This window comes from Alcanivorax sp. (assembly GCF_040118815.1).
Lineage (GTDB): Bacteria > Pseudomonadota > Gammaproteobacteria > Pseudomonadales > Alcanivoracaceae > Alcanivorax.
The window spans coordinates 223,204-242,796 of record NZ_JBEDTC010000001.1 but is presented as its reverse complement, the minus strand read 5'-3'; the positions used below and the strand labels follow the sequence as shown (position 1 = coordinate 242,796).

Annotated in this window: 19 protein-coding genes; 9 read left to right on the top strand and 10 right to left on the bottom strand. The window is 58.0% G+C overall.

The window, feature by feature from the left end; genetic code table 11:
• The first annotated feature begins 158 nt into the window (after nucleotides 1–158).
• From acnA to ABNH18_RS01105, 3 genes are all read left to right on the top strand, one after another.
• Nucleotides 159–2,906: an aconitate hydratase AcnA gene (gene acnA, locus ABNH18_RS01115; RefSeq protein ID WP_349381044.1), complete on the top strand. Its 2,748-nt coding sequence runs from the start codon at nucleotides 159–161 to the stop codon at nucleotides 2,904–2,906.
• Nucleotides 2,907–3,441: 535 nt separating this feature from the next.
• The gene (locus ABNH18_RS01110) at nucleotides 3,442–3,729 is read left to right on the top strand and encodes a hypothetical protein (RefSeq protein ID WP_349381043.1); all 288 of its coding nucleotides are present in this window, start codon (nucleotides 3,442–3,444) and stop codon (nucleotides 3,727–3,729) included.
• Nucleotides 3,726–4,334, top strand: a complete 609-nt coding sequence (locus ABNH18_RS01105) for a GNAT family N-acetyltransferase (protein ID WP_349381042.1) — start codon at nucleotides 3,726–3,728, stop codon at nucleotides 4,332–4,334. Before ABNH18_RS01110 ends, ABNH18_RS01105 begins: the two co-directional genes overlap by 4 nt.
• Nucleotides 4,335–4,743: 409 nt before the next feature.
• Here the strand turns inward: ABNH18_RS01105 and ABNH18_RS01100 are convergent, their stop codons facing one another.
• Complete coding sequence (locus ABNH18_RS01100) at nucleotides 4,744–5,460, bottom strand: SDR family NAD(P)-dependent oxidoreductase (protein WP_349381041.1); 717 nt, start codon at nucleotides 5,458–5,460, stop codon at nucleotides 4,744–4,746.
• Nucleotides 5,461–5,499: 39 nt separating this feature from the next.
• Nucleotides 5,500–6,738: an oxygenase MpaB family protein gene (locus ABNH18_RS01095; protein WP_349381040.1), complete on the bottom strand. Its 1,239-nt coding sequence runs from the start codon at nucleotides 6,736–6,738 to the stop codon at nucleotides 5,500–5,502.
• Nucleotides 6,739–6,850: 112 nt separating this feature from the next.
• Here ABNH18_RS01095 and ABNH18_RS01090 point away from each other — a divergent pair, with 112 nt between their 5' ends.
• The 6 genes from ABNH18_RS01090 to ABNH18_RS01065 all read left to right on the top strand — a co-directional run bounded on the left by ABNH18_RS01090 (nucleotide 6,851) and on the right by ABNH18_RS01065 (nucleotide 12,321).
• Nucleotides 6,851–7,468: a TetR/AcrR family transcriptional regulator gene (locus ABNH18_RS01090; RefSeq protein WP_349381039.1), complete on the top strand. Its 618-nt coding sequence runs from the start codon at nucleotides 6,851–6,853 to the stop codon at nucleotides 7,466–7,468.
• Nucleotides 7,465–8,460 (top strand): AraC family transcriptional regulator, encoded by a 996-nt coding sequence (locus ABNH18_RS01085; protein ID WP_349381038.1) that lies wholly within the window; start codon nucleotides 7,465–7,467, stop codon nucleotides 8,458–8,460. Before ABNH18_RS01090 ends, ABNH18_RS01085 begins: the two co-directional genes overlap by 4 nt.
• Before the next feature lie 250 nt (nucleotides 8,461–8,710).
• The gene (locus ABNH18_RS01080; protein WP_349381037.1) at nucleotides 8,711–9,451 is read left to right on the top strand and encodes a fatty acid desaturase; all 741 of its coding nucleotides are present in this window, start codon (nucleotides 8,711–8,713) and stop codon (nucleotides 9,449–9,451) included.
• Nucleotides 9,452–9,611: 160 nt separating this feature from the next.
• Nucleotides 9,612–10,493 carry a fatty acid desaturase gene (locus ABNH18_RS01075; protein ID WP_349381036.1) on the top strand — a complete coding sequence of 294 codons (882 nt, stop codon included), beginning with the start codon at nucleotides 9,612–9,614 and terminating at the stop codon, nucleotides 10,491–10,493.
• Between the two features lie 13 nt (nucleotides 10,494–10,506).
• Nucleotides 10,507–11,313 (top strand): SDR family NAD(P)-dependent oxidoreductase, encoded by an 807-nt coding sequence (locus tag ABNH18_RS01070; RefSeq protein ID WP_349381035.1) that lies wholly within the window; start codon nucleotides 10,507–10,509, stop codon nucleotides 11,311–11,313.
• Nucleotides 11,314–11,565: 252 nt separating this feature from the next.
• Nucleotides 11,566–12,321, top strand: a complete 756-nt coding sequence (locus ABNH18_RS01065) for an NYN domain-containing protein (protein WP_349381034.1) — start codon at nucleotides 11,566–11,568, stop codon at nucleotides 12,319–12,321.
• Nucleotides 12,322–12,408: 87 nt separating this feature from the next.
• On the opposite strand, the gene ABNH18_RS01060 is transcribed toward ABNH18_RS01065, so the two are convergent.
• The 8 genes from ABNH18_RS01060 to ABNH18_RS01025 all read right to left on the bottom strand — a co-directional run bounded on the left by ABNH18_RS01060 (nucleotide 12,409) and on the right by ABNH18_RS01025 (nucleotide 19,536).
• Nucleotides 12,409–13,698 carry a TRAP transporter large permease gene (locus tag ABNH18_RS01060; RefSeq protein WP_349381033.1) on the bottom strand — a complete coding sequence of 430 codons (1,290 nt, stop codon included), beginning with the start codon at nucleotides 13,696–13,698 and terminating at the stop codon, nucleotides 12,409–12,411.
• On the bottom strand, nucleotides 13,695–14,204 hold the full coding sequence (locus tag ABNH18_RS01055) for a TRAP transporter small permease (RefSeq protein WP_007149913.1): 510 nt from the start codon (nucleotides 14,202–14,204) through the stop codon (nucleotides 13,695–13,697). Before ABNH18_RS01055 ends, ABNH18_RS01060 begins: the two co-directional genes overlap by 4 nt.
• On the bottom strand, nucleotides 14,201–15,190 hold the full coding sequence (locus tag ABNH18_RS01050; RefSeq protein ID WP_349381032.1) for a TRAP transporter substrate-binding protein: 990 nt from the start codon (nucleotides 15,188–15,190) through the stop codon (nucleotides 14,201–14,203). Before ABNH18_RS01050 ends, ABNH18_RS01055 begins: the two co-directional genes overlap by 4 nt.
• An 8-nt stretch (nucleotides 15,191–15,198) precedes the next feature.
• On the bottom strand, nucleotides 15,199–16,050 hold the full coding sequence (locus ABNH18_RS01045) for a TRAP transporter TatT component family protein (protein WP_349381031.1): 852 nt from the start codon (nucleotides 16,048–16,050) through the stop codon (nucleotides 15,199–15,201).
• 73 nt (nucleotides 16,051–16,123) lie between these two features.
• Nucleotides 16,124–16,945: a rhomboid family intramembrane serine protease gene (locus tag ABNH18_RS01040; protein ID WP_349381030.1), complete on the bottom strand. Its 822-nt coding sequence runs from the start codon at nucleotides 16,943–16,945 to the stop codon at nucleotides 16,124–16,126.
• A complete protein-coding gene (locus ABNH18_RS01035; RefSeq protein ID WP_349381029.1) occupies nucleotides 16,936–17,997 on the bottom strand; it encodes an aminopeptidase in 1,062 nt (353 codons plus the stop codon). Before ABNH18_RS01035 ends, ABNH18_RS01040 begins: the two co-directional genes overlap by 10 nt.
• Before the next feature lie 10 nt (nucleotides 17,998–18,007).
• Complete coding sequence (gene efpL / locus ABNH18_RS01030; RefSeq protein ID WP_349381028.1) at nucleotides 18,008–18,574, bottom strand: elongation factor P-like protein EfpL; 567 nt, start codon at nucleotides 18,572–18,574, stop codon at nucleotides 18,008–18,010.
• A gap of 188 nt (nucleotides 18,575–18,762) precedes the next feature.
• Entirely contained in the window at nucleotides 18,763–19,536 is a 774-nt protein-coding gene (locus tag ABNH18_RS01025) for a lysophospholipid acyltransferase family protein (protein WP_349381027.1), read from the bottom strand.
• Between the last annotated feature and the right edge of the window lie 57 nt (nucleotides 19,537–19,593).

The following is a 19,593-nucleotide window of genomic DNA, read 5'->3' as shown; positions in this document are numbered from 1 at the left end:
GCCATAAGGGCGTAGTATGAAATGACTTAACGTCATAACGCAGGGTCATCAGTGCCTAGGTTTGTGGCAATGCTGTACTGATCCTGCGCCCGTGTTCCACGTTGGCGGCCTTTCTATCCGCCCGCGAGGGACTCCAATCAGAGCCCAGGAGGTGTGTAGTGACACGGATTGGCCAGGACACCCTGAACAGCAAAAAAACGCTGGAAGCCAACGGCAAGACCTATCATTACTTTGATATCAATACGGTCGCCGACAAAGGCTGGGGCGATCTCAGCAAACTCCCCTTTTCCCTCAAAGTCCTTCTTGAAAACCTGCTTCGCTTTGAAGACGGTGACAGCGTTACCAGCGCCGACATCGAAGCCGTAATGCGCTGGCTGGAACAAAAACGCTCCGACAAGGAAATCAACTACCGCCCGGCCCGGGTACTGATGCAGGATTTCACCGGCGTCCCCGGGGTCGTCGATCTGGCCGCCATGCGCGATGCCATCAAAAAAGCCGGGGGCGATCCGGGCCGCATTAATCCACTGACACCGGTGGATCTGGTCATCGACCACTCGGTAATGGTAGACAAGTTCGGCAATCCGCAGGCCTTCGAAGAGAACGTAGAAATCGAATACCAGCGCAACCGGGAACGTTACCAGTTCCTGCGCTGGGGCCAGAAAGCCTTCGACAACTTCCGCGTGGTGCCGCCGGGCACCGGTATTTGTCACCAGGTGAACCTGGAGTATCTGGCCAAGGGCGTTTGGTCGTCCGAATCTGACGACGGCAATACCTACGCCTACCCGGACACCCTGGTGGGCACCGATTCCCACACCACCATGATCAATGGCCTGGGCGTACTGGGCTGGGGCGTGGGCGGCATCGAAGCGGAAGCCGCCATGCTCGGCCAGCCCATCGCCATGCTGATTCCCGAAGTCGTCGGCTTCAAGATCACCGGCAAACTGCTCGAAGGCATCACCGCCACCGACCTGGTACTCACCGTCACCGAAATGCTGCGTCGCCACGGCGTGGTGGGCAAGTTCGTGGAATTCTTCGGCGACGGCCTGGCCGACCTGACCTTGGCCGACCGGGCCACCATCGCCAACATGGCGCCAGAATACGGCGCCACCTGTGGCTTCTTTCCCATCGACGAACGCACCACCGAGTACATGGAGCTAACGGGCCGCGACGCGGACACCATTGCGCTGGTGGAAGCCTACTGCAAGGCCCAGGGCCTGTGGCGTTCCAGCAGCGATCCAGACCCGGAATTCACCGATGTGATGGAGCTGGACCTAAACGATGTGGTGCCCAGCCTGGCCGGCCCGAAGCGGCCGCAGGACCGGGTGCCCCTGACTTCGGTCAAGCGCACCTTTATCGACGTAGTTACCGATACGCTGAAACTCAATGATGAGGAAATCAGCAACCTGGAAGGCGAAGGTGGCCAAACCGCCGTGGGCAACCACGAGCCCAGCGGTGGCGATGTTCCCGTGGTCATCGACGGCAAGAAACACCACATGAGTCACGGCGACGTGGTGATTGCCGCCATCACCTCCTGCACCAACACCTCCAACCCCAGTGTCATGCTGGCCGCCGGTCTGGTGGCGAAAAAGGCCGCCGAAAAAGGCATGAACCGCAAGCCTTGGGTGAAAACCTCGCTGGCCCCCGGTTCCAAGGTGGTCACCGATTATCTCGACGTGACTGGCCTGCAAAAACCGCTTAACGATATCGGTTTTGACCTGGTGGGCTACGGCTGTACCACCTGCATCGGTAACTCCGGCCCGCTACCGGAAGAAATCGACAAGGCCATTTCCGATGGCGATCTAGTGGTGGCATCCGTGCTGTCCGGTAACCGGAACTTCGAAGGCCGGGTGCACCAGAGCGTGCGCACCAACTGGCTGGCCTCACCGCCGCTGGTCGTGGCCTATGCCCTGGCCGGCACCGTGAAGATCGATCTGGATTCCGACTCGCTCGGCAATGACAAGGACGGCAACGCGGTCTACCTGAAAGACATCTGGCCCAGCTCCGAGGAAATTCAGGCAGAGCTGCTGAAGATCAACAGCGGCATGTTCCACGACCAATACGCCAGTGTGTTCGAAGGTGATGAAATCTGGCAAAGCCTGCCGATCCCGGATTCGCAAACCTACGACTGGGACAGCAGCTCCACCTACATCCAGAACCCGCCCTTCTTCGACGGGCTCACCGCCGAGGTGGACGATGTGCTGCCTGTAAAGAATGCGCGCATTCTGGCCATGCTGGGCGACTCCATCACCACCGACCACATCTCCCCGGCCGGGGCCATCAAGGCAGACTCCCCCGCTGGCCACTACTTGCAAGGACATGACGTGGAGCCCATCGACTTCAACTCTTACGGCTCACGCCGGGGGAATCACGAAGTGATGATGCGCGGCACTTTTGCCAACATCCGCATCCGTAACGAAATGACCCCGGACATCGAAGGTGGCTTTACCAAGCACCTGCCCGGAGGTGAGCAAATTTCCATCTACGGCGCGGCCATGCGCTACCAAAAAGATGGGATCCCCACCGTGGTAGTCGCCGGGAAGGAATACGGCACCGGCTCCAGCCGTGACTGGGCGGCCAAAGGCACCACTTTGTTGGGCGCCAAGGCGGTGATTGCCGAGAGCTACGAACGGATTCACCGCTCCAACCTGATCGGCATGGGCGTGCTGCCGCTGCAATTCCCGCAAGGCACCGACCGCAAAACGCTGAACCTGGATGGCAGTGAAGAAGTGGATATCCCGGATCTGGACAACAACCTGAAACCCGGGGACACCATCACCGTGGTCTTCCGGCGCGACGGCAAGGAGCAAAAAGTAGACGCCGTTTCCCGCCTGGATACCGCAGCAGAAGTGCAGTACTACAAGAACGGCGGCATCCTGCATTATGTGCTACGGCAGATGATGAAGTAGACGAGAAACGCTGCACGCTTCATGCAGCACGCAACAGGCAACAACGCGGAAAACCGTGTTGTTTGCACCAAACCAAGAGGCCGCGCCCGGAAACGGACGCGGCCTTTTGCATTTATTGTACCCACCACCTTCGCCCTTCTTACCTGTAGGAGCCCCACTTGAGGGGCGAACCGAACAGTACCCACCGTAGGCCGCATTAGCCGAAGGCGTAATCCGACACCCTGCGTTCCAGCCTCCCAATTGTCGGCTTACGCCGCTTCGCGTCTAAGCCGACCTACGCAACTGTAGGAGCCCCGCTTGAGGGGCGACCCGAGCCGCGCGAGGCGACAAAAATCCAATTGTCGCCACAATCTTTTCCGGGATTCTATCGAGCCGCAGCAGCCCTGATCGCCCTTCAGGCTATACTTCTCTTCGCAAGATTCGCCCCTCAAGCGGGGCTCCTACAGCGGCTTCGCCGATCGCTCGTAGCTCGTAGCCCCCCGCCCCCGGTTTTTGCTATGCTGGCTTTCTTCCACACCGAGTTTCGGGGAACTCCGTGCGTATCGTATTCACTCTTTTTCTCTGCGTGCTGGGCGGCCATGCCATTGCCCAATCGCCCGCCAATGACGGTGCACTGTTGAACGCAGAACAGCGCGACGCCCGCCTGCGCGAACAACAGGAACTGGAAGCACGAACCCGCGAGCTGCAAGCCCAACAGGAAACCACCCGCGAACTGCTGGATCAGCAGGAACAATACCTGGACGCTCTGCGTGCCCAGATCCAGACAATGAAGGACTCCAAGCAAACGCCCGTCCCCGCTAACCAGGCAGGTACTGCGCCATGATTGGGCAATGGCTACAACGACTGTTCCGCCGTTCCCATCGGCCCGCTGTGCCTGCCGGCGTGACCACACCGCAACCGCCGCCCCCGACAGACAGCGACATACACACCGCCGCCCCCATTGACGATCCGCTAGCCCTGTTCTTACCCTTTCAGATTCGCCCACTGGAAAGCGCAGATTTGGGCGAACTGCTCGGTGTCTTTCGCCAAGCCATCCAGATCAGCGCCGCCGACCAATACGACCAGCAACAACGGGATGCCTGGAGCCGGGCGCAAAGCCACGAAAGTCTGATCTCCGCGCTCAGTGAAGGGGAAGCGGTGGTGGCCGAATGGGAAGACGCACTGGTGGGCTTTGCCCATCGGGTCGGTGGTTATATCAACATGGTCTTCGTGCACCCGGATGCCAGCCGCGTGGGCATCGCCACGCTGCTCTACCAGCACCTGGAAGACGGCGCGCGAGTGGAAGGTGTCCCCGAACTCACAGCCCACGCCAGCCTCACCGCCCACGATTTTTTCCACTTCATGGGGTTCACCAGTGAAGGGCAGGAAGACGCCGAACGCGACGGCGTACGCCTGCCCCGACACCACATGCGCAAATCTCTGATCTAAATCAAGAACCGCAACACGGGCAACCGCTAGGCGCAGCACGCCCGACGATTGACGCTTTCATTCAACACTTAAAAAAACCGGCTCTATCCGCTCCGCGTAACACGCATGACCGGAGTCTCCCTTGAATCTCCCTGCTCTGCCTATTGATCAATAAATCTGATCAAACCGGTCGAGCCATTCCCGTGGGTTGTTCGGCGGACACGCCCTACACTGAGTCCATCGCTGAAGAGAAACCCGCTTCAGCCACCGAATCACATTGCGCTCACTCTGTGGTTATACCCCCGGGCCCGCATGGACCCGTTGATTTCCCCCCTTAAGGCCGTCACCCCCGACGGCCATTTTTTTTGCTGCTCTGCGGCCGCCACACGCTGCACGCTGCACGCAACACGCAACCAGACCGCATAAATGATCAGGACTTGTAGAGCAGTTTGCCCACACTGTTGAACGCCTTTTCCGACAGGCTCATGCGAATCATGGCGCGGAACAGCGTTTCCGGCAGCAGACGGCGCGCCAGTAGCAACATGCGCGCATCCGCACCCACGCTATAGCGCAGGCGATTACTGCTATCGTTGGCGGCCTTGTAGATCACCTTCGCCGCATCTTCCGGGCTAGAGCCGCCCGGCCCCGTCTTGTCCATCACCCCGAACTGGGCTTTGGCATACTGATCGTAGCTGCTGACCCCGGTGCGGTTATCCCGATCCGCCGAGCGGCCGAAGAACGCCGTATTCACCGCTCCCGGCTCAATGATTTTCACTCCGATACCCAACGGACAAAGCTCATACACCAGCCCTTCGGTAAAACCTTCCACCGCCCATTTGCTGGCGTTGTAAACGCTGTAAAGCGGCAAGGGTACGCGCCCCACCATGCTCGCCACATTCACCAGCACATCAATAGCGCCAAAGTGCGCAATGGCCTTTTCCACTGCCGCCTGGATGCTGGCGCGATCATTCACATCAAGGGGCAGACACAACACACGCGGCAACGCGGCCAGTGCTTCGGCTTGTTCAGGTTTGCGCAGGGTCGCGACCACATTCCAGCCTTTGTCCTGAAATAATCGTGCCGTGGCATAGCCAATACCGGAGGATGCACCGGTGATAAAAACGGTTTTCGTTTGCACTGCAGTCATTCTATTGTCCTTTATGGCTGATCTGTTGATTCACTACCCTCAGGCATGACCAGGGTGGTCGGTACTTGGGCGAATAAGATCCTGCTCTGTTTCGCCAAACATTTGCGCCAGCACCTTGCGCTGGGCAGCACGCCCCTGTTTCTGCTGCCATTGGCGCAGGCCCGGCAGATAACGCTGGCCACTGAACGACACCAGCCGTGGCAACAAGGTGGCCAGCGGGTACCAAGCCGACACCGACTTGGGCAGGCCCAACTGCGCCATCTTGTCCCCACTCAGAAAATAACGGCTAACACTCAGGTGTTTTTGATAGGCGATCTTGCGTCGCAAAGACTCAAACCGGCGGAAGTGGCGCTCCAACGGCTCACCGGCCAAAGCCTTGCCCAGCTCCTGGCTGGTCCAGTCCGGTTTGCTCTGGGTCATCAGGGTGTGGTGCAGCAACACAATGCCGTCCTGTTCCCGATCCACCAGCCACTTTTCTTCCACCCCCATCAGCCAGCAGGTGTACTTCCAAAGGTGCATCACCGCCCGGGATTCGCGCGGCGTCACCGGCACGCCCATCTTGCGCAGCCCACCCAGCATCACCACACAGAAGCCCAGATAGGTGGCCACCATGTCCACCTGGCTCAGAGGCAAGCCCCACTGGGCATCATCCCACTCCTCCCGGCTGGCCAAGTTGCGGCGCACCAGCGCATGCACCAAACGCACATGCAGAGTGCCTCGGAAACCCGCGCCAAAACGATTCAGGCCACCTTCTTCCGTGCAATCGATCCACCATTTTCCGGTTTCGGCAATGCGCCGTGACGCGCCCTGATTGAGCGCGCCGGTGAGTACCAATGACTGGTTAAACCCGGACAGCAAGTACCCCCCCATCAGCGCCAGATCTCGCAGTACATAGGGCGCAGTCATCCCGGTGGCGTGGATAAAACGCGCACCTTCATCAATGAGCTCAAAATCCACCCAGGCCGGGCGCCTTTCCAGGCTTTTGATAAACAGCCGTAATGGTTCCGGGCAATCCGTAATGGCGGCCAGCCCCTCAGTAATGGCGGTTTCGAACAGAGCACGAGCCTCGCGGGGGCCAAACGCCACCATCCAATCCACTAACGCATCCATGTCCGGATCGCCCACATTGAGCGCCTCCACCACGCCGGCGTATTCCTGCTGACTGGGCGCCAGATCGCGGCCCAGCAGCTTGCGCAGCAACGCCGGTGTGGCTTGCTGGGTTTTCTCGAATGGGCGCGCCCGGCTGGGGATCGCATGAATATGAGCCTGAACCGTCATCTCGGCCTCCACGATGTGGTTACTTGTATTGGCCAGAAACATAATGCGAATATGTATTCGTATTCAATTCGCATTTTAACCCAGTCCATCAAAACAGCGCTCAGAGATCCCCATGCGTAAACGTCCCCAGCAACAGCGGTCCCGGGAATTGGTAAAGGCACTGATCGACGCCACCGCCAAAGTCATTCAGCAACAGGGCCTGGATAACACGACCACCGCACGGATCGCCGAGGTGGCCGGGGTCAGCGTGGGGTCGCTATATCAGTATTTCGGGGATAAAGACGGCCTCATCGAGGCGCTAATGGAGAGTCTCGCGGACGACATCGGCACGGGATTGAAGCGCCTGCCGCTACTGGACAACGTGGACATGGACGCCATGGTCGGTAGCGCCATTCGTTTCGGTTTTGCCGTGCTCCATTCCCGCGACGGGCTTTATCTGGAGCTGGTCCGCAACTGGCACCGGCTGCCCACCGACCGGGTGGTAGATACTTTGCAGCAGCATTTCATGGATCTGGCCAGGCTCTACTTCCTGCGCCACTATCGGGACTACCCGATTCGCAATCTGGAGGTGCGGGTGTTTATTGTGACCAACAGTGTGCTATTCACCATGGTCCGCCATATCAGCCAGCACAACGGATTAATGCGCGAGGATGAGCTGGCCACCGAGCTGACTCGCATGGTCGCCGGCTATATGACCACGCCGCCCGACACCCAGGATACTCCGTCATGACCCCGGACCTGGCCCTGACTTACTGCCGCATGATCGCCCAGACCCTGGGGCTGGATCAGGCTGGCCTGGAAAAGCTGGTGGCCAATACCGGCGTGGACGTGGACACCCTGCAACACAGCGACGGCTTTATCGACTGGCCCGGTGCTCACCAGCTAATCGCTAATGCCCGCCAACTCAGTGACCGGCCGGATATCGGCCTGCAAACCGGCCTGCGTGCCCTGCCCGCCATGCACGGCCCCATGGGCATGGCGGCCATGGCCAGCCCCACCCTGCGCGATGCCATGCAGCTGTTTGCCCGTTTTATCAACACGCGCACACAGGTCTTCACCAACATTTTTGAGGAAACCCCGCACACCATTAGCCTGCGCCAGGAATTTGCCTACCCATTCGACGACATCGTGCAGTTCTTAACCGAATCCGCCATTGCGTCTGTGTTTGCCTGCCATGTAGTGCTGCGTGGCAGCCCCATTAGCGATGGCGAAGTACACTTTAATTACCCTGCGCCCAGCTACGCGGACCGTTACGCAGAAACGTTCCCCGGCACGCGGCTGGTCTTCGATGCGCCCTGCGCCGCTATCAAGTTGCCCGCCCACTACGGCGATGAACCCTTGCCCAGCCACGATCGAGACCTGCTGTGGATCGCCATCGAGCAATGTGAAGCCCGCCAGGAGGCACTACGCAACCGCGGGACTGTCAGCGACCAGGTACTGGCCCTACTACACCAGAGCCACGGCCAAGCCAGTCTTAGCCAGGTGGCTGACCAGCTATACATGAGCCCGCGCACCCTGATCCGCAAGCTCAAACTTGAAGAGACCCGTTTTCAGCAACTGCGTGACCAAACCCTCAGCCGCCGCGCCGCCCAATTACTCGGCCTGCCCCACTACACCGTCGCGGCAGTGGCCGAAGATCTGGGCTACACCGATGTGGCCAGTTTCCGCCGCGCCTTCCAGCGTTGGTTCAACACTAACCCTGGACGCTTCCGCCGAGAGTAACGCCAGCCACGCTTCCAAAGCAGCGATGTCATTTATCGTCCCCTCCTTGTCAGCTTCTGCGCTTATCCGCTTTCTCGTTTCCGGTAACACTGTGCAAAAAGAATCACCGGAGACTGTCACAATGAACAAGCCCGAAAGCGCAAGCAGCCCGACTCTTGCGCAGCTGAAAGTATCTCCACCGCTAGCATGGCCAACCGTGCTTATCTTGGTAGGCGCCGTAGCAACCATAGCCTTGAGCTGGTTTCTAACCATGAACCACTTCTGGCCTCTGTGGCTGGGAATCGTCGCCAACAGTGTGGCCGGCTACGCCCTGTTCACCCCGGCCCATGAAGCCATTCACCGGGCTGCTGCGCAGAAGCCGAAAACCAACGATTTCCTGTTGGCGGCCGCCACCTTTGTGGCCGTGCCCTTCGGCAAGGGCAAACTGTTCCGTTTGCTGCACATGCGCCACCATCGCTTTGCCAACGAAGAAAACGACCCGGATCACTGGATGTCCAGCAGCCTTTGGACCATCCCTCTATGGGGTCTCTGGCCTTACTTTTATCTGTACACCTTCCTGCGCAATCCGGCGTTATTTCCCAATGTGAAAGTGTCGGAAATCGTCCGTGAGATTGTGGTGGCGGCATTGATTATTGGCGCCCTGTGGTTGTGGTCGCCGTTCTACATGCTGATGCTATGGCTGATTCCCACCTACTTCGCCTTCTTCCTCATGTGCCTGGTCTTCATGGTGCTGCCCCACTATCCACATACCGGCCGCCAGGATGAGGACCCTAACACCACCGCCCTGATGCGCATGGGCCAGGAATGGTTGCTGACGCCACTGCTGATGTACCAGAACTACCATCTGGTTCATCACCTTTATCCCACGGTGCCGTTCTACCGTTACGGCAAGGTGTGGAAAGCTCGCCAACAGCACCATCTGGCGCATTCAGGGAGCATGATCATCGGCCCATTTGGACTGGGTCCGGACGCCGCTCGCAAGTCCGCCTGAACAATCCCCTTTCCGGGCGGCCCTGCCGCCCCGGTTTTTTCACAAATAGTCTCTTGTTAGCCCGTTTGTCACTTTTTATCCCCCCCATGGCAGCTTCCGTGCTTACTTTTGCCTCCCCGTCAGTAAACACTGTGTTTTCAGACTAAGCGGGAGACTGCACATGACAACCACAACAAACTCCGACAGCGAAGCCCTCAAAACCCTCGCTAGGCTCAAGGTATCACCAAAGATCGCTTGGCCCACCGTTGCTCTGATGGTCTTTGCCCACGGGGCCACCATCCTCAGCTGGGTCATGGTACTAAACAACATCTGGCCCGCCTGGGTTGGCTTGGTCGTTATCAGTATCACCGGCTATATGCTGTTCACACCTGCTCACGAGTCTATCCACCGTGCGGCAGCACAGAAGTCCGAGCACAACGACCTGATCCTCTCAATGGCTACCTTTACGGTGGTACCGTTTGGCAAAGGCAAATTGTTCCGCCTGCTGCACATGCGCCATCACCGTTTTGCCAATGACTCGGAAAAAGACCCGGATCACTGGATGGCTAGCAGCCTGTGGACCATGCCGCTGTGGGGCTTCTGGCCTTTCATTTACCTGATAAATTACCTGCGTAACCCCGATGTATTGCCCAACGTGAAACCCGCTGAAATATGGCGCGAATTGGCACTAGCCGGCGTGGCAGTCACTGCCCTGTTCATCTGGCAGCCCTATGAAGCGCTGATGCTGTGGCTGATCCCTTCCTATATTGCTTTTTACCTCATGTGCTTGGTGTTCATGGTGCTGCCCCACTACCCGCACACGGGCCGTCAGGACGAGAACCCCAACACCACCGCGCTGATGCGCATGGGCAAAGAATGGTTGCTGACACCTATTTTGATGTACCAGAACTACCACCTGGTGCATCACCTCTACCCCACCGTGCCCTTTTATCGCTACGGCAAGGTCTGGAAAGCCCGCGAGCAGTACCACCTGGAACATTCCGGCAGCATGATTATTTCGCCTTTTCAGCTAGGCCCAGACAACCCACCCGGTAACGCCTGACAGGAGAACAACAATGACAAAAACCGTACTCATCACCGGCGGCGCCGGCGGTATTGGCCGGGAATTCTGCAAACTCTTCAATGCGGACGCCTACCGCATTGTGGTGTTCAGCCTTCTACAGGACGAACTCGACGCCCTCGGCAAGCAACTGAAAAACCAACGGGCGAATGTGGATTACCGCCCGGTCCAAATGGATCTGTCGCAACCCGGCGCGGCCGAGGAAATAGTCCAGTGGCTGGAACAGGAAGGGCTCGAACTCGACGTGCTAATCAACAACGTGGGGTTCGGCATGATGGGCGAGCACGTTGAACAAGACAGCCAAACTCTTGAGCGCATGCTTACCCTCAATAACATCCTGCTCAGCAAACTGTGCATGCTGGTGGGTGCAAAAATGAAGGCCCGCGGCGCAGGCAAGATAATGAATATCGGCTCCCTTGCCGGATTCTGCCCCATGCCGTTCTTTGCTGCCTATAGCGCCAGCAAGGCCTTTGTCATTAACCTGAGCGCCTCCCTGCAGGAAGAACTGAAACCCTACGGAGTGCAGGTGACCTGCTTCTGCCCCAGCACCACTAAAACCGCCTTCCTGGATACCGCCGAAGGCAAGCATAAATCCTCCGGCGGCATCAGAGAGTTTGTCTCCGCACAAATTGCCACCCCGGAAGACGTGGCCAAAGCCGGTTACAAGGCCCTCAACAACGGAAAACGCTACGCCCTCCCAAGCCTGGCTCTGACCCTGCAAAGCATCTGGATCCGCATGATGCCTCTGCGCACCATGGCCAGCTTCGTGTACAAGAAATCGGTAAAAGAAATGAAAATCTGATCGGCGAAGTCGCTGTAGGAGCGGCGCTTGAGCCGCGAACCTCCCCTTCAAGGGGAGGAATCGCCCAGCGGGCGATCAGGCGCTTCAGTTCAAGTCCCGTCTATCCAGAAAGGTCACGAGACGCAGACATCTCTGCAGCCTCGCTACGCTCGGTTCGCGGCTCAAGCGCCGCTCCTACAGCCCCCATCCGCGTCTGTCCACTCCCCGCCGAATCCGTTATGTTGACGCTATCGTATGCAAAAGGAATGCACCATGTCTGACGATGGCTCCCCACCTGTTAACAGCACCTCCCTCGCGGTACTCATTGATGCCGACAATACGCCCCCGAAAATTGTCGATGGTCTGTTTGAGGAAATTGCCAAATTCGGCACAGCCAGCGTCAAGCGCATCTATGGGGACTGGACCAAACCCAATCTGGGTGGCTGGAAAAGTGTGTTGCTGAAGCATTCCGTGCAACCGATCCAGCAGTTCGCTTACACACAAGGAAAGAATGCCACGGACTGCAGCATGATCATCGATGCCATGGACTTGCTGTACACCAAGCAACTCGCCGGTTTTTGTCTGGTGTCCAGTGACAGTGATTTCACCCGCCTGGCCGCACGGTTAAGAGAAGAAGGGCTGACCGTTTATGGCTTCGGCGAACGCAAAACTCCCGGCCCCTTTGTGGCCGCCTGCGACAAGTTTATTTACACCGAAGTGCTGCGCTCGGACCATGCGCCGGAACATACCTCTGACAAGCCCGACAAACCCAAGCCTTCCGATGAAGCCGTCAGCAAAGAGGCGCCGCCACTACAGCTGATCGCCAACGTCATCGATGATATTTCTGATGAGGAAGACTGGGCCAACTTGGGCACTCTTGGCCAGCACCTGAGCAAGCGCAAACCGGATTTTGACACCCGCCTGTTCGGCCACAAGAAACTCAGCGACATGATTCGTGCCTACCCCAAATGGTTTCAGATCCAGAAAGGGCAAGGCAAAAGTATTCAGGTCAAGACACTACGAAAATAGCCCCTGCCTTACACGCACCCCATAAAGCAAAAGGCCGCGCCCAAACAAGGGGCGCGGCCTTTTGCTTAATTCACTATCCCAGTGACCTTAGCGCACTAACCAGAGGCTTAATTGAGGGATATAGGTAATCATCAACAGCGCGATGATCAATATCAGCATGAAGGGAATCGTTGCTGCGAATAGTTCGGTGACTTTCTTCTTGAAGCGGTAACTGGCGATAAACAGGTTCATACCCACCGGCGGGGTGATGTAGCCAATCTGCATGTTCGCCACGAAGATAATGCCCAGATGTACCGGGTCAATCCCATAACGCAACGCTACCGGCAGGATCAGCGGCACCATAATCACCAGCGCGGCAAAGATATCCAGCAGCGCCCCCAGCAACAGCAGCAGGATATTGAGCAGGATCAGGAAGGTAATCTTGCTCTCCACGTGGGTCTGAATCAGCTCAAACAATTTCTCCGGCACACCGGCATACACCAGGTAATCCGAGAAAGCCTGCGCCACCGCCAGAATCAGCAGGATACCGCCCACCATGATCATGGAATCGCGCATGATCGTAGGCAGCTTGCGCAGCGAGATTTCCCGGTACAGGAACACTTCGGCCACCAACACATACAGCGCCGTCACCGCCGCCGCTTCACTGATCACCAGGAAACCGGAGAAGATCCCGCCGAGCACCACCAGGGGCAGCGGCAGCTCCCAGCGCGCTTCCCAGAGCGCATCCACTAACTCACGAAAATCAAACGCCTGCCGAGGCACATCGGTGCCCCGCGTGGCCCACACACAGTAACCATAAAGCAGCACGATCATCAGCAGCGCAGGCAACAAACCAGCCAGATACAGATCGACAATCTCGACCGTGGGCATCTCCAGCTGCTGGGACATTTGCTGGGCAATAATGCCGTAGATCAACAGGGGCACCGACGGCACCAGCAACAACCCCAGGCTACCCGAGGACGTCACCAGACCGAGACTGAATTTTTCTGGATAATTGCCTTTCACCAACGCCGGCAGCAACAGCGCCCCCAGAGCCACAATGGTGACACCGGAGCCACCGGTCAGGGCGGTGAAGAACGCACAGGCAATCAGCGCAACAAAGGCCATGCCACCGGGCATCCAGCCAAACGCGGCCTGGCTAAGGCGCAACATGCGATCGGCGGTTTTCGATTCACTAAGCAAAAACCCGGCGAAGGTAAACAGCGGTAACGCCATCAGCACGACGGAATTACTGAGCTGATACATGTCGATGTGCAAGACCGCCAACTCGATTTCCAGGGTATAGAAACCCAGTGCGGCTGCACCGAGGATAATGGCAAACAGAGGAGCGCCCATCAGCGCCAGCACCACCAGCAGGATAATCGCCGCAATGATCATGGCGTCGGCTCCTGCATCTTCGGCCGCTTGCCAATCAATCCCAAGGCAAACAGCACCACGTAGCGCAGTGCCATGACCGAGAAGCCCACCGGGATAATGGCTTGCAACAACCAGCTCGGTACACTGGCAAATGCCGGCGAAGCGTACTCATATTCTTCGATTACGAAGTGCACGCTATACCAGGCCACCAGCAAACAGATAAAGGCAGTGAACAGATCCACGAAGGTGGTCAGGAAGGGATGGTATTTTTCCGGTAACAGTGACGACGCCACATCAATGCGGATGTGCTCGTCATTACGAGAGGCAATCATCGCCCCCAACAGGCCAATCCACAGCACCGCGTTCTGCAGCAACGGTTCGATCCATACCAGGCTGGTGCCAAAAAAGTTACGCAGCACAATCTGCGCCACCGCCAACAGGATCATAAACAAAAGGACGGCCACGATAAGGCCGTCCTCGATATGATGAAGGGTGCGATGCACCCCGCGTAATAGCGCTGCCATCATTGCCCGTCGCGTTGCTTGGCAAGAATGCCGTTAAGGCGGTCGAGCATGGCCTGGCTGATTTCACCTTCTTCCACCAGTTCTGCAGTAGCGCGCTCGGCGTAGCTGTGCCATTCCTTGCGCTGTTCTTCGGTCGGCTTGATCACCTCCAGGCCTTGTTGCTGAACCGCAGCAAAAGCACTCAAGTTTTCTTCGCGGCTTTTCTCATCCAGAGTGTCAAAAGTAGCTTCAAGGACGCTGCGAACCACTTGCTGATCTTCCGCACTCATACGCTTGAAGTATTTTTCGTGGATACCCAACATGCCAAAGGTATACAGCAGCGGCATATCAGTGAGGTGATTGACCCGGGAATACCACTGCAGAGTGAGGGCTGCCACCGGTGGCGCCGCAAACGCATTCACCGCCCCAGTCTGCAGGGAGGTCAACACAGAACCGATGTTGAGCATAATCGGCGATAGTTCGAACGCCTTGGCCGCCTTAGCAGAGGCTTCATCATTGGCCGGCAACCACAGCTTCTGGTCGCGCAGATCCGAAACACTTTTAACCGGCTGCTCAGACATCACATAGGCAAAACCACCGTCCAGCAAACCAAAGCTGACCCAACCACCCTCTTCCAGGCCCTTCTGGATCTCCGGATCCAGTTCACTGCGTACCGCGTCCACTTCATCGTAGTTATTGAAGGCCAACGGCACGTTAAGAATCTGGCTGTCCTTATAGGCAGAGGCAAAAGCACCGCCCTGGGCTACCAGGCCATGGAGCTGGCCGATGCGGATTTTGCGCTCCACCGCCCGGTCATCACCCATCACCCCACCAGGGTAGATTTTCAGTTTTACCCGGCCCTCGGTTTGCGCCGCAATATCCTTGCCGGCCTTCTTCAGCCCGGTGACGATGGAGGTGCCATCCGGGTACAGGGTAGAAATTTTCAGGGTGGTCGCAGCGGTGGCAACCAGCGGCAACAGCGCGATCAGAACAGTAACAAGGCGCAGCATAAACACTCCTAGAAATAATCATCCGCGTCGGCGAGCAAGGCTTCAGCCTGCTGCTGCGCATAGGTATTTTGCAGGGTCAGGCCGTGGACATCCGGGTCCGCCGCCAGCACCTCATTGAGCAAGCTGTCGTGCAGCTCCCGATCGAACACCAGGCGCGCGTACTCTTCCGCATACAGCACCTGGGCCAGCAGGTTCTTGCCATCGGACAGCAATACCGCCTCTTCAAAATGCGCCTTGGCCTGTTCCGGCTTGCCGCCCAGCGACGCCGGCAAGATGCTGTTCAGCACCCCCAAATACATGTGCGCCTGGCCGTACTGGTAACCTTCATCCAGCGCTACGATGCGCTCCATGATGGCATCCACCCGGCCTAATTCCGCTACCGCATTCCAGTCACTGGTGTTCTGCTGGATATAACCGGCCCAGGCGCTGCCCAGGGAAAACAGCACCGGCACATCGCCTTTACCGGCATCGTCCAGCAGAGATTCAAATTCGGGCACCGACAGGCTGCGTAAATCACAGTAATCCTTGTCGTGGGAACAGGCAGCGCGAAAACCGTATTCCAGCGCCTTGTTGCTGAGTTTGCGGGCCCGCTCCGGATCTTCCACAAACAAGCCAGCGTAGGCGCCGTAGAGGTCTGCACCGCTAGTCAGCAGTGATTCGCTTTCTGGCCAGTTTTCGATCAGACCATCGACCATCAGCAAATAGGTAGGCAGGCCGTCTTCGACCAGCTGCAGGTCATTGTTGTTGAGGACACCATAGGGCAGGTTGTCGTCAACATGGGCCAGAGAGCAGCCTTGCAGGGTAACTACCGCTGCGAGAAAGAGAGAAGGTACCCAGTAAGGTACAGAGCGCCACTGCATAGGTCGCTGGCATCCTTTCATTATTGTGACTTCATCGTTTTGGCTGTCTTTATAGCAGCCCCCCGGGGGTAACTCAAACCGCCCCGCTCTTCTGGCTGCGCCGCAACATGCCGAAAATGCCACCCAGCAAACAACCGCTTACCAACCCGGCCAGATGCGCCGCATTCGCCACCACATCCGATAGCCCTACGAAACAAATCGCCATCCATGCCAGCATGAAGACCACAATCTGCCGGCGCAGAGCGAACCCGGCCCCGGGGTTGAGTCGCCCGAAGATCCACAGGTAGCCCAACAAACCATACACCACGCCGGACAAGCCGCCGAACATTGGGCCGCTGTACAAGAATTGCGCCACATTGGACACCGCGGCCGTCACCAGCGTCACCAGCAGCAGCTGGGCGCTTGATTGATGGCGTTCAATCAAGCGTCCCAAGTCTGACCACCACAATAAATTGAAAATGATATGGAGCAGGGAAAAGTGCAGCAGCATGGGGGTGATCAAGCGCCAGGGCTGGCGAGTCAATCCCTCCAGGGACGCGGGGAACAACAAGGCACGATAGATCCCGTCACCAAGTAGACAAGGGGTCAGGAAGATGGCCACACACAGCACCAACCCAATTCTGGTCACCCAACCCATGCTGGCTAACCAGCCACCAGACAACAATGGCTGCGGCTGGCCGGTCAGGGGCTCCACAGGCTGTTGGCCCTGGCCCCGTTTCAAGTCGGCAATCAGCTCCGCGGTCAGCTGGCGCGCATGAGGGTATTGCTCCGCATCGGGAACCCCCAGCACGAATTGCCCCTCGTCCTCATGACGGTCCACCTGAAAACCATTGCGCTTCAGCGTGCGCTCAATCAGGTCCGCCAGCTCTGCCTGGGGGGTGCGAATCAGTTCCATGCGAGTCTCTCCAAGGCCTTTTTGCGTTTCTGGTCCTTCATGGCCACCAGAGTATCCACCTGCTGCCAGAAGCAGCCCCAATCCCGCTGGCACTGATCCAGCAGGCGGGCAAAGGCCGGCACATAATCGTTATAGTCGCTGACGCCGTTAAGGCGGGCATTATTCAATCGCTCATCAAAAAAGCTGGCATAGGCTTTCAGGGCCGGCTGCGCCTGGCTATCGCGGGCAAAACGGTCACGGGCCTGCTGCAGGATACGGGTTTTCTCCCGCGCCAGCGCGTCTGCATCCTGCTGCGACGCATACAGTGTCTTCAGGGCCGCACGCGTCGCCTGCACAATGGCCATAAAGGCATCCTGCACCTGTTCACGTTGCTGCCAGTAACCCGCCGCTAACGGCTCACCGCTATGAGCGAAGTAATCCACCGCCCCTTCCCGGCCGACCAGGGTCGCCAGGGATTCATTGAAGCGGGTGTCGTCCTTGATATACACCTTGCGATGCACCAGCTCGTGGATCAGCAATTGCGCCAGCGCCGGGCGGGATCGGTCGAGCATCGGCGTGGTCAGCGGGTCGGCAAACCAACCCAGGGTAGAGTAGGCAATGGCGCCACCTACGAAGGTGTCCATCCCGTCTTCAGCCAGGGCCTCCGCCTCGCGGATAGCACGCCCCTTGTCAAAATACCCCCGGTAACTGACGCAGCCAATCATCAGGTAACACCAGGTTTTCGGGGTCAGGGAATAGGCCGGTGCCGCCAACACATTCCACACTACCGCCTCATCGTCCAGGGCCACATACTGGTGATACACATCATCGGCCGGCAACGACAGGGCCTTACCGGCAAAGGTGATCACCTGCTGGCTGAAACGCAGCTTGCCGGCCAATACCGGTGAGGTACTGGCATCCGCCAGCACCGTGCTCACCGGCTCGCGCTTACCCATCAACGACCAGTGGCCTTTCACCGCCTGGCCGTAATACCCCACCTGACACCCTGACAACACACCACACAGCAGCAACAGTACAACGGCGGGTTGTTTAAACAGGGAAAATAACCGCATTCGCTAGCAATCAGGCCCGGGACATGAATTTGCGTTCGGCGGTATTCACCCGCACTTTTTCGCCTTCCACGATATATTCTGGCACCTGCACCACCAGGCCCGTATTCAGGGTGGCCGGCTTGGTGCGGGCCGAGGCGGACGCGGCCTTCATGGCCGGGGTGGTTTCCGTGACTTCCAGTACCACCGACGCCGGCAACTCCAAACCGATGACAGCCTCTTCCACTTTCAAGGCCAGCACCCCTTCCGTCTCTTCCGTGATAAACGCCAGTTCATCACTGATATCTTCCTGCTTGAGCAGGTATTGGGAGAAATCGGCGTTATCCATGAAGATGTAGTCATCACCATCCACATAGGAAAACTGCACCGGGCGGCGCTGCAACTCCACGGTGGCCACATCATCATCGCCCTTGAAGCGCTCTTCAAACTTGGGACCGCCGCCAACCGCACTGGCCTTCACCCGATACAAGGTGGCCGCCCCCCGGGCAGAAGGCGACTGCACCTCAATCTGGCGGATGGCATACAGGGTGCCGTTGGCATCGATAACGTCGGATTTTTTCAGATCACTGGCGCGGGTCATGGGAAGTGGTCCTGGGCAATTGATGCGCCAATGCTACAACAAAGAACCGCTGCAAGCTGCAACGCGGGTTGGGGGCGCTGCCACACGTTGACCACGCTGCCCGCGAAAAATCAGTTGAAAGTTAAAAGTGAAAAGTTGAAAAGGAAAACTGTGGGAGCTTTTCCCGCTTCCCCATCCTAGCTTGTAGCTTACAACTGCTCCTCAACCCGCCCATGCGCCTGCGCACATAGGCCCTTACGATCCATCCCTGCTCCGCTCAACGGCGCACAAAAGTGCAAACGAACACGAATTTCACGGCGCAGCAGCATGGCCCACAGGTGATGATGAAATTCGTCATCCCCCACAAACGCCATGCCCTGATCCGGCGCGCCCTGGCTGTCCAGGTAGCGAATGGCCAAGGGCTGGACTGGCACGCCCGCCAGCAAAGGGGCATCGAACAATTGCGGGAAAAAGCGGCGTAGGCCGGTGCCATCGGTAGTCGTCCCTTCCGGGAATACCAACACCGTGTGCCCCTGCTGCAAACGACCGGCAATTTCCTGAGACTTGCGGACAGACTCACCACTCCCTCGCTTGATGAACAGAGTGCCCATGGCCCGGGCCAGTGTACCGATCAGCGGCCAGTCACCCACCTCCGCCTTGGAGAGAAAGTACAAGTGCCGCTGACTGGCGATCAACGGAATATCCAGCCAAGAAACATGGTTGCTAACCAGGAAAACCGGCGTCTCAACCTTGAGACCGGTGACGGTCAACTCCACGCCAAGAATACGCAGAAAACGCCGGCACCAACGCTGTTTCGCCGCCAGCACCACAGGCCGATACGGAGACCAGAACGCCCCCAGCAAGAACGCCAGCACAAAGCCCCATAACAGATAGAGCACGACGCGGATCACCCGCCCCACTCGACGCAGTTGCGGCCAGAGGCCGCTTTCATTGTAAGAAGCAATATCGACGGAGTCGTTCATCTCACTCACGGTTCAAAGCCCGGGCCGAATCCAAAAAACGCCGTAGGAGCGGCGTTT

Coding starts and splice junctions, on each gene's coding strand:
- efpL (WP_349381028.1), bottom strand. CDS start 18,574: ATGACCCGCGCCAGTGATCTGAAAAAATCCGACGTTATCGATGCCAAC.
- ABNH18_RS01090 (WP_349381039.1), top strand. CDS start 6,851: ATGCGTAAACGTCCCCAGCAACAGCGGTCCCGGGAATTGGTAAAGGCA.
- ABNH18_RS01035 (WP_349381029.1), bottom strand. CDS start 17,997: ATGCGGTTATTTTCCCTGTTTAAACAACCCGCCGTTGTACTGTTGCTG.
- ABNH18_RS01100 (WP_349381041.1), bottom strand. CDS start 5,460: ATGACTGCAGTGCAAACGAAAACCGTTTTTATCACCGGTGCATCCTCC.
- ABNH18_RS01040 (WP_349381030.1), bottom strand. CDS start 16,945: ATGGAACTGATTCGCACCCCCCAGGCAGAGCTGGCGGACCTGATTGAG.
- ABNH18_RS01085 (WP_349381038.1), top strand. CDS start 7,465: ATGACCCCGGACCTGGCCCTGACTTACTGCCGCATGATCGCCCAGACC.
- ABNH18_RS01055 (WP_007149913.1), bottom strand. CDS start 14,204: ATGATGGCAGCGCTATTACGCGGGGTGCATCGCACCCTTCATCATATC.
- ABNH18_RS01105 (WP_349381042.1), top strand. CDS start 3,726: ATGATTGGGCAATGGCTACAACGACTGTTCCGCCGTTCCCATCGGCCC.
- ABNH18_RS01065 (WP_349381034.1), top strand. CDS start 11,566: ATGTCTGACGATGGCTCCCCACCTGTTAACAGCACCTCCCTCGCGGTA.
- ABNH18_RS01095 (WP_349381040.1), bottom strand. CDS start 6,738: ATGACGGTTCAGGCTCATATTCATGCGATCCCCAGCCGGGCGCGCCCA.
- ABNH18_RS01025 (WP_349381027.1), bottom strand. CDS start 19,536: ATGAACGACTCCGTCGATATTGCTTCTTACAATGAAAGCGGCCTCTGG.
- ABNH18_RS01070 (WP_349381035.1), top strand. CDS start 10,507: ATGACAAAAACCGTACTCATCACCGGCGGCGCCGGCGGTATTGGCCGG.
- ABNH18_RS01075 (WP_349381036.1), top strand. CDS start 9,612: ATGACAACCACAACAAACTCCGACAGCGAAGCCCTCAAAACCCTCGCT.
- ABNH18_RS01080 (WP_349381037.1), top strand. CDS start 8,711: ATGAACCACTTCTGGCCTCTGTGGCTGGGAATCGTCGCCAACAGTGTG.
- ABNH18_RS01050 (WP_349381032.1), bottom strand. CDS start 15,190: ATGCTGCGCCTTGTTACTGTTCTGATCGCGCTGTTGCCGCTGGTTGCC.
- ABNH18_RS01060 (WP_349381033.1), bottom strand. CDS start 13,698: ATGATCATTGCGGCGATTATCCTGCTGGTGGTGCTGGCGCTGATGGGC.
- ABNH18_RS01045 (WP_349381031.1), bottom strand. CDS start 16,050: ATGCAGTGGCGCTCTGTACCTTACTGGGTACCTTCTCTCTTTCTCGCA.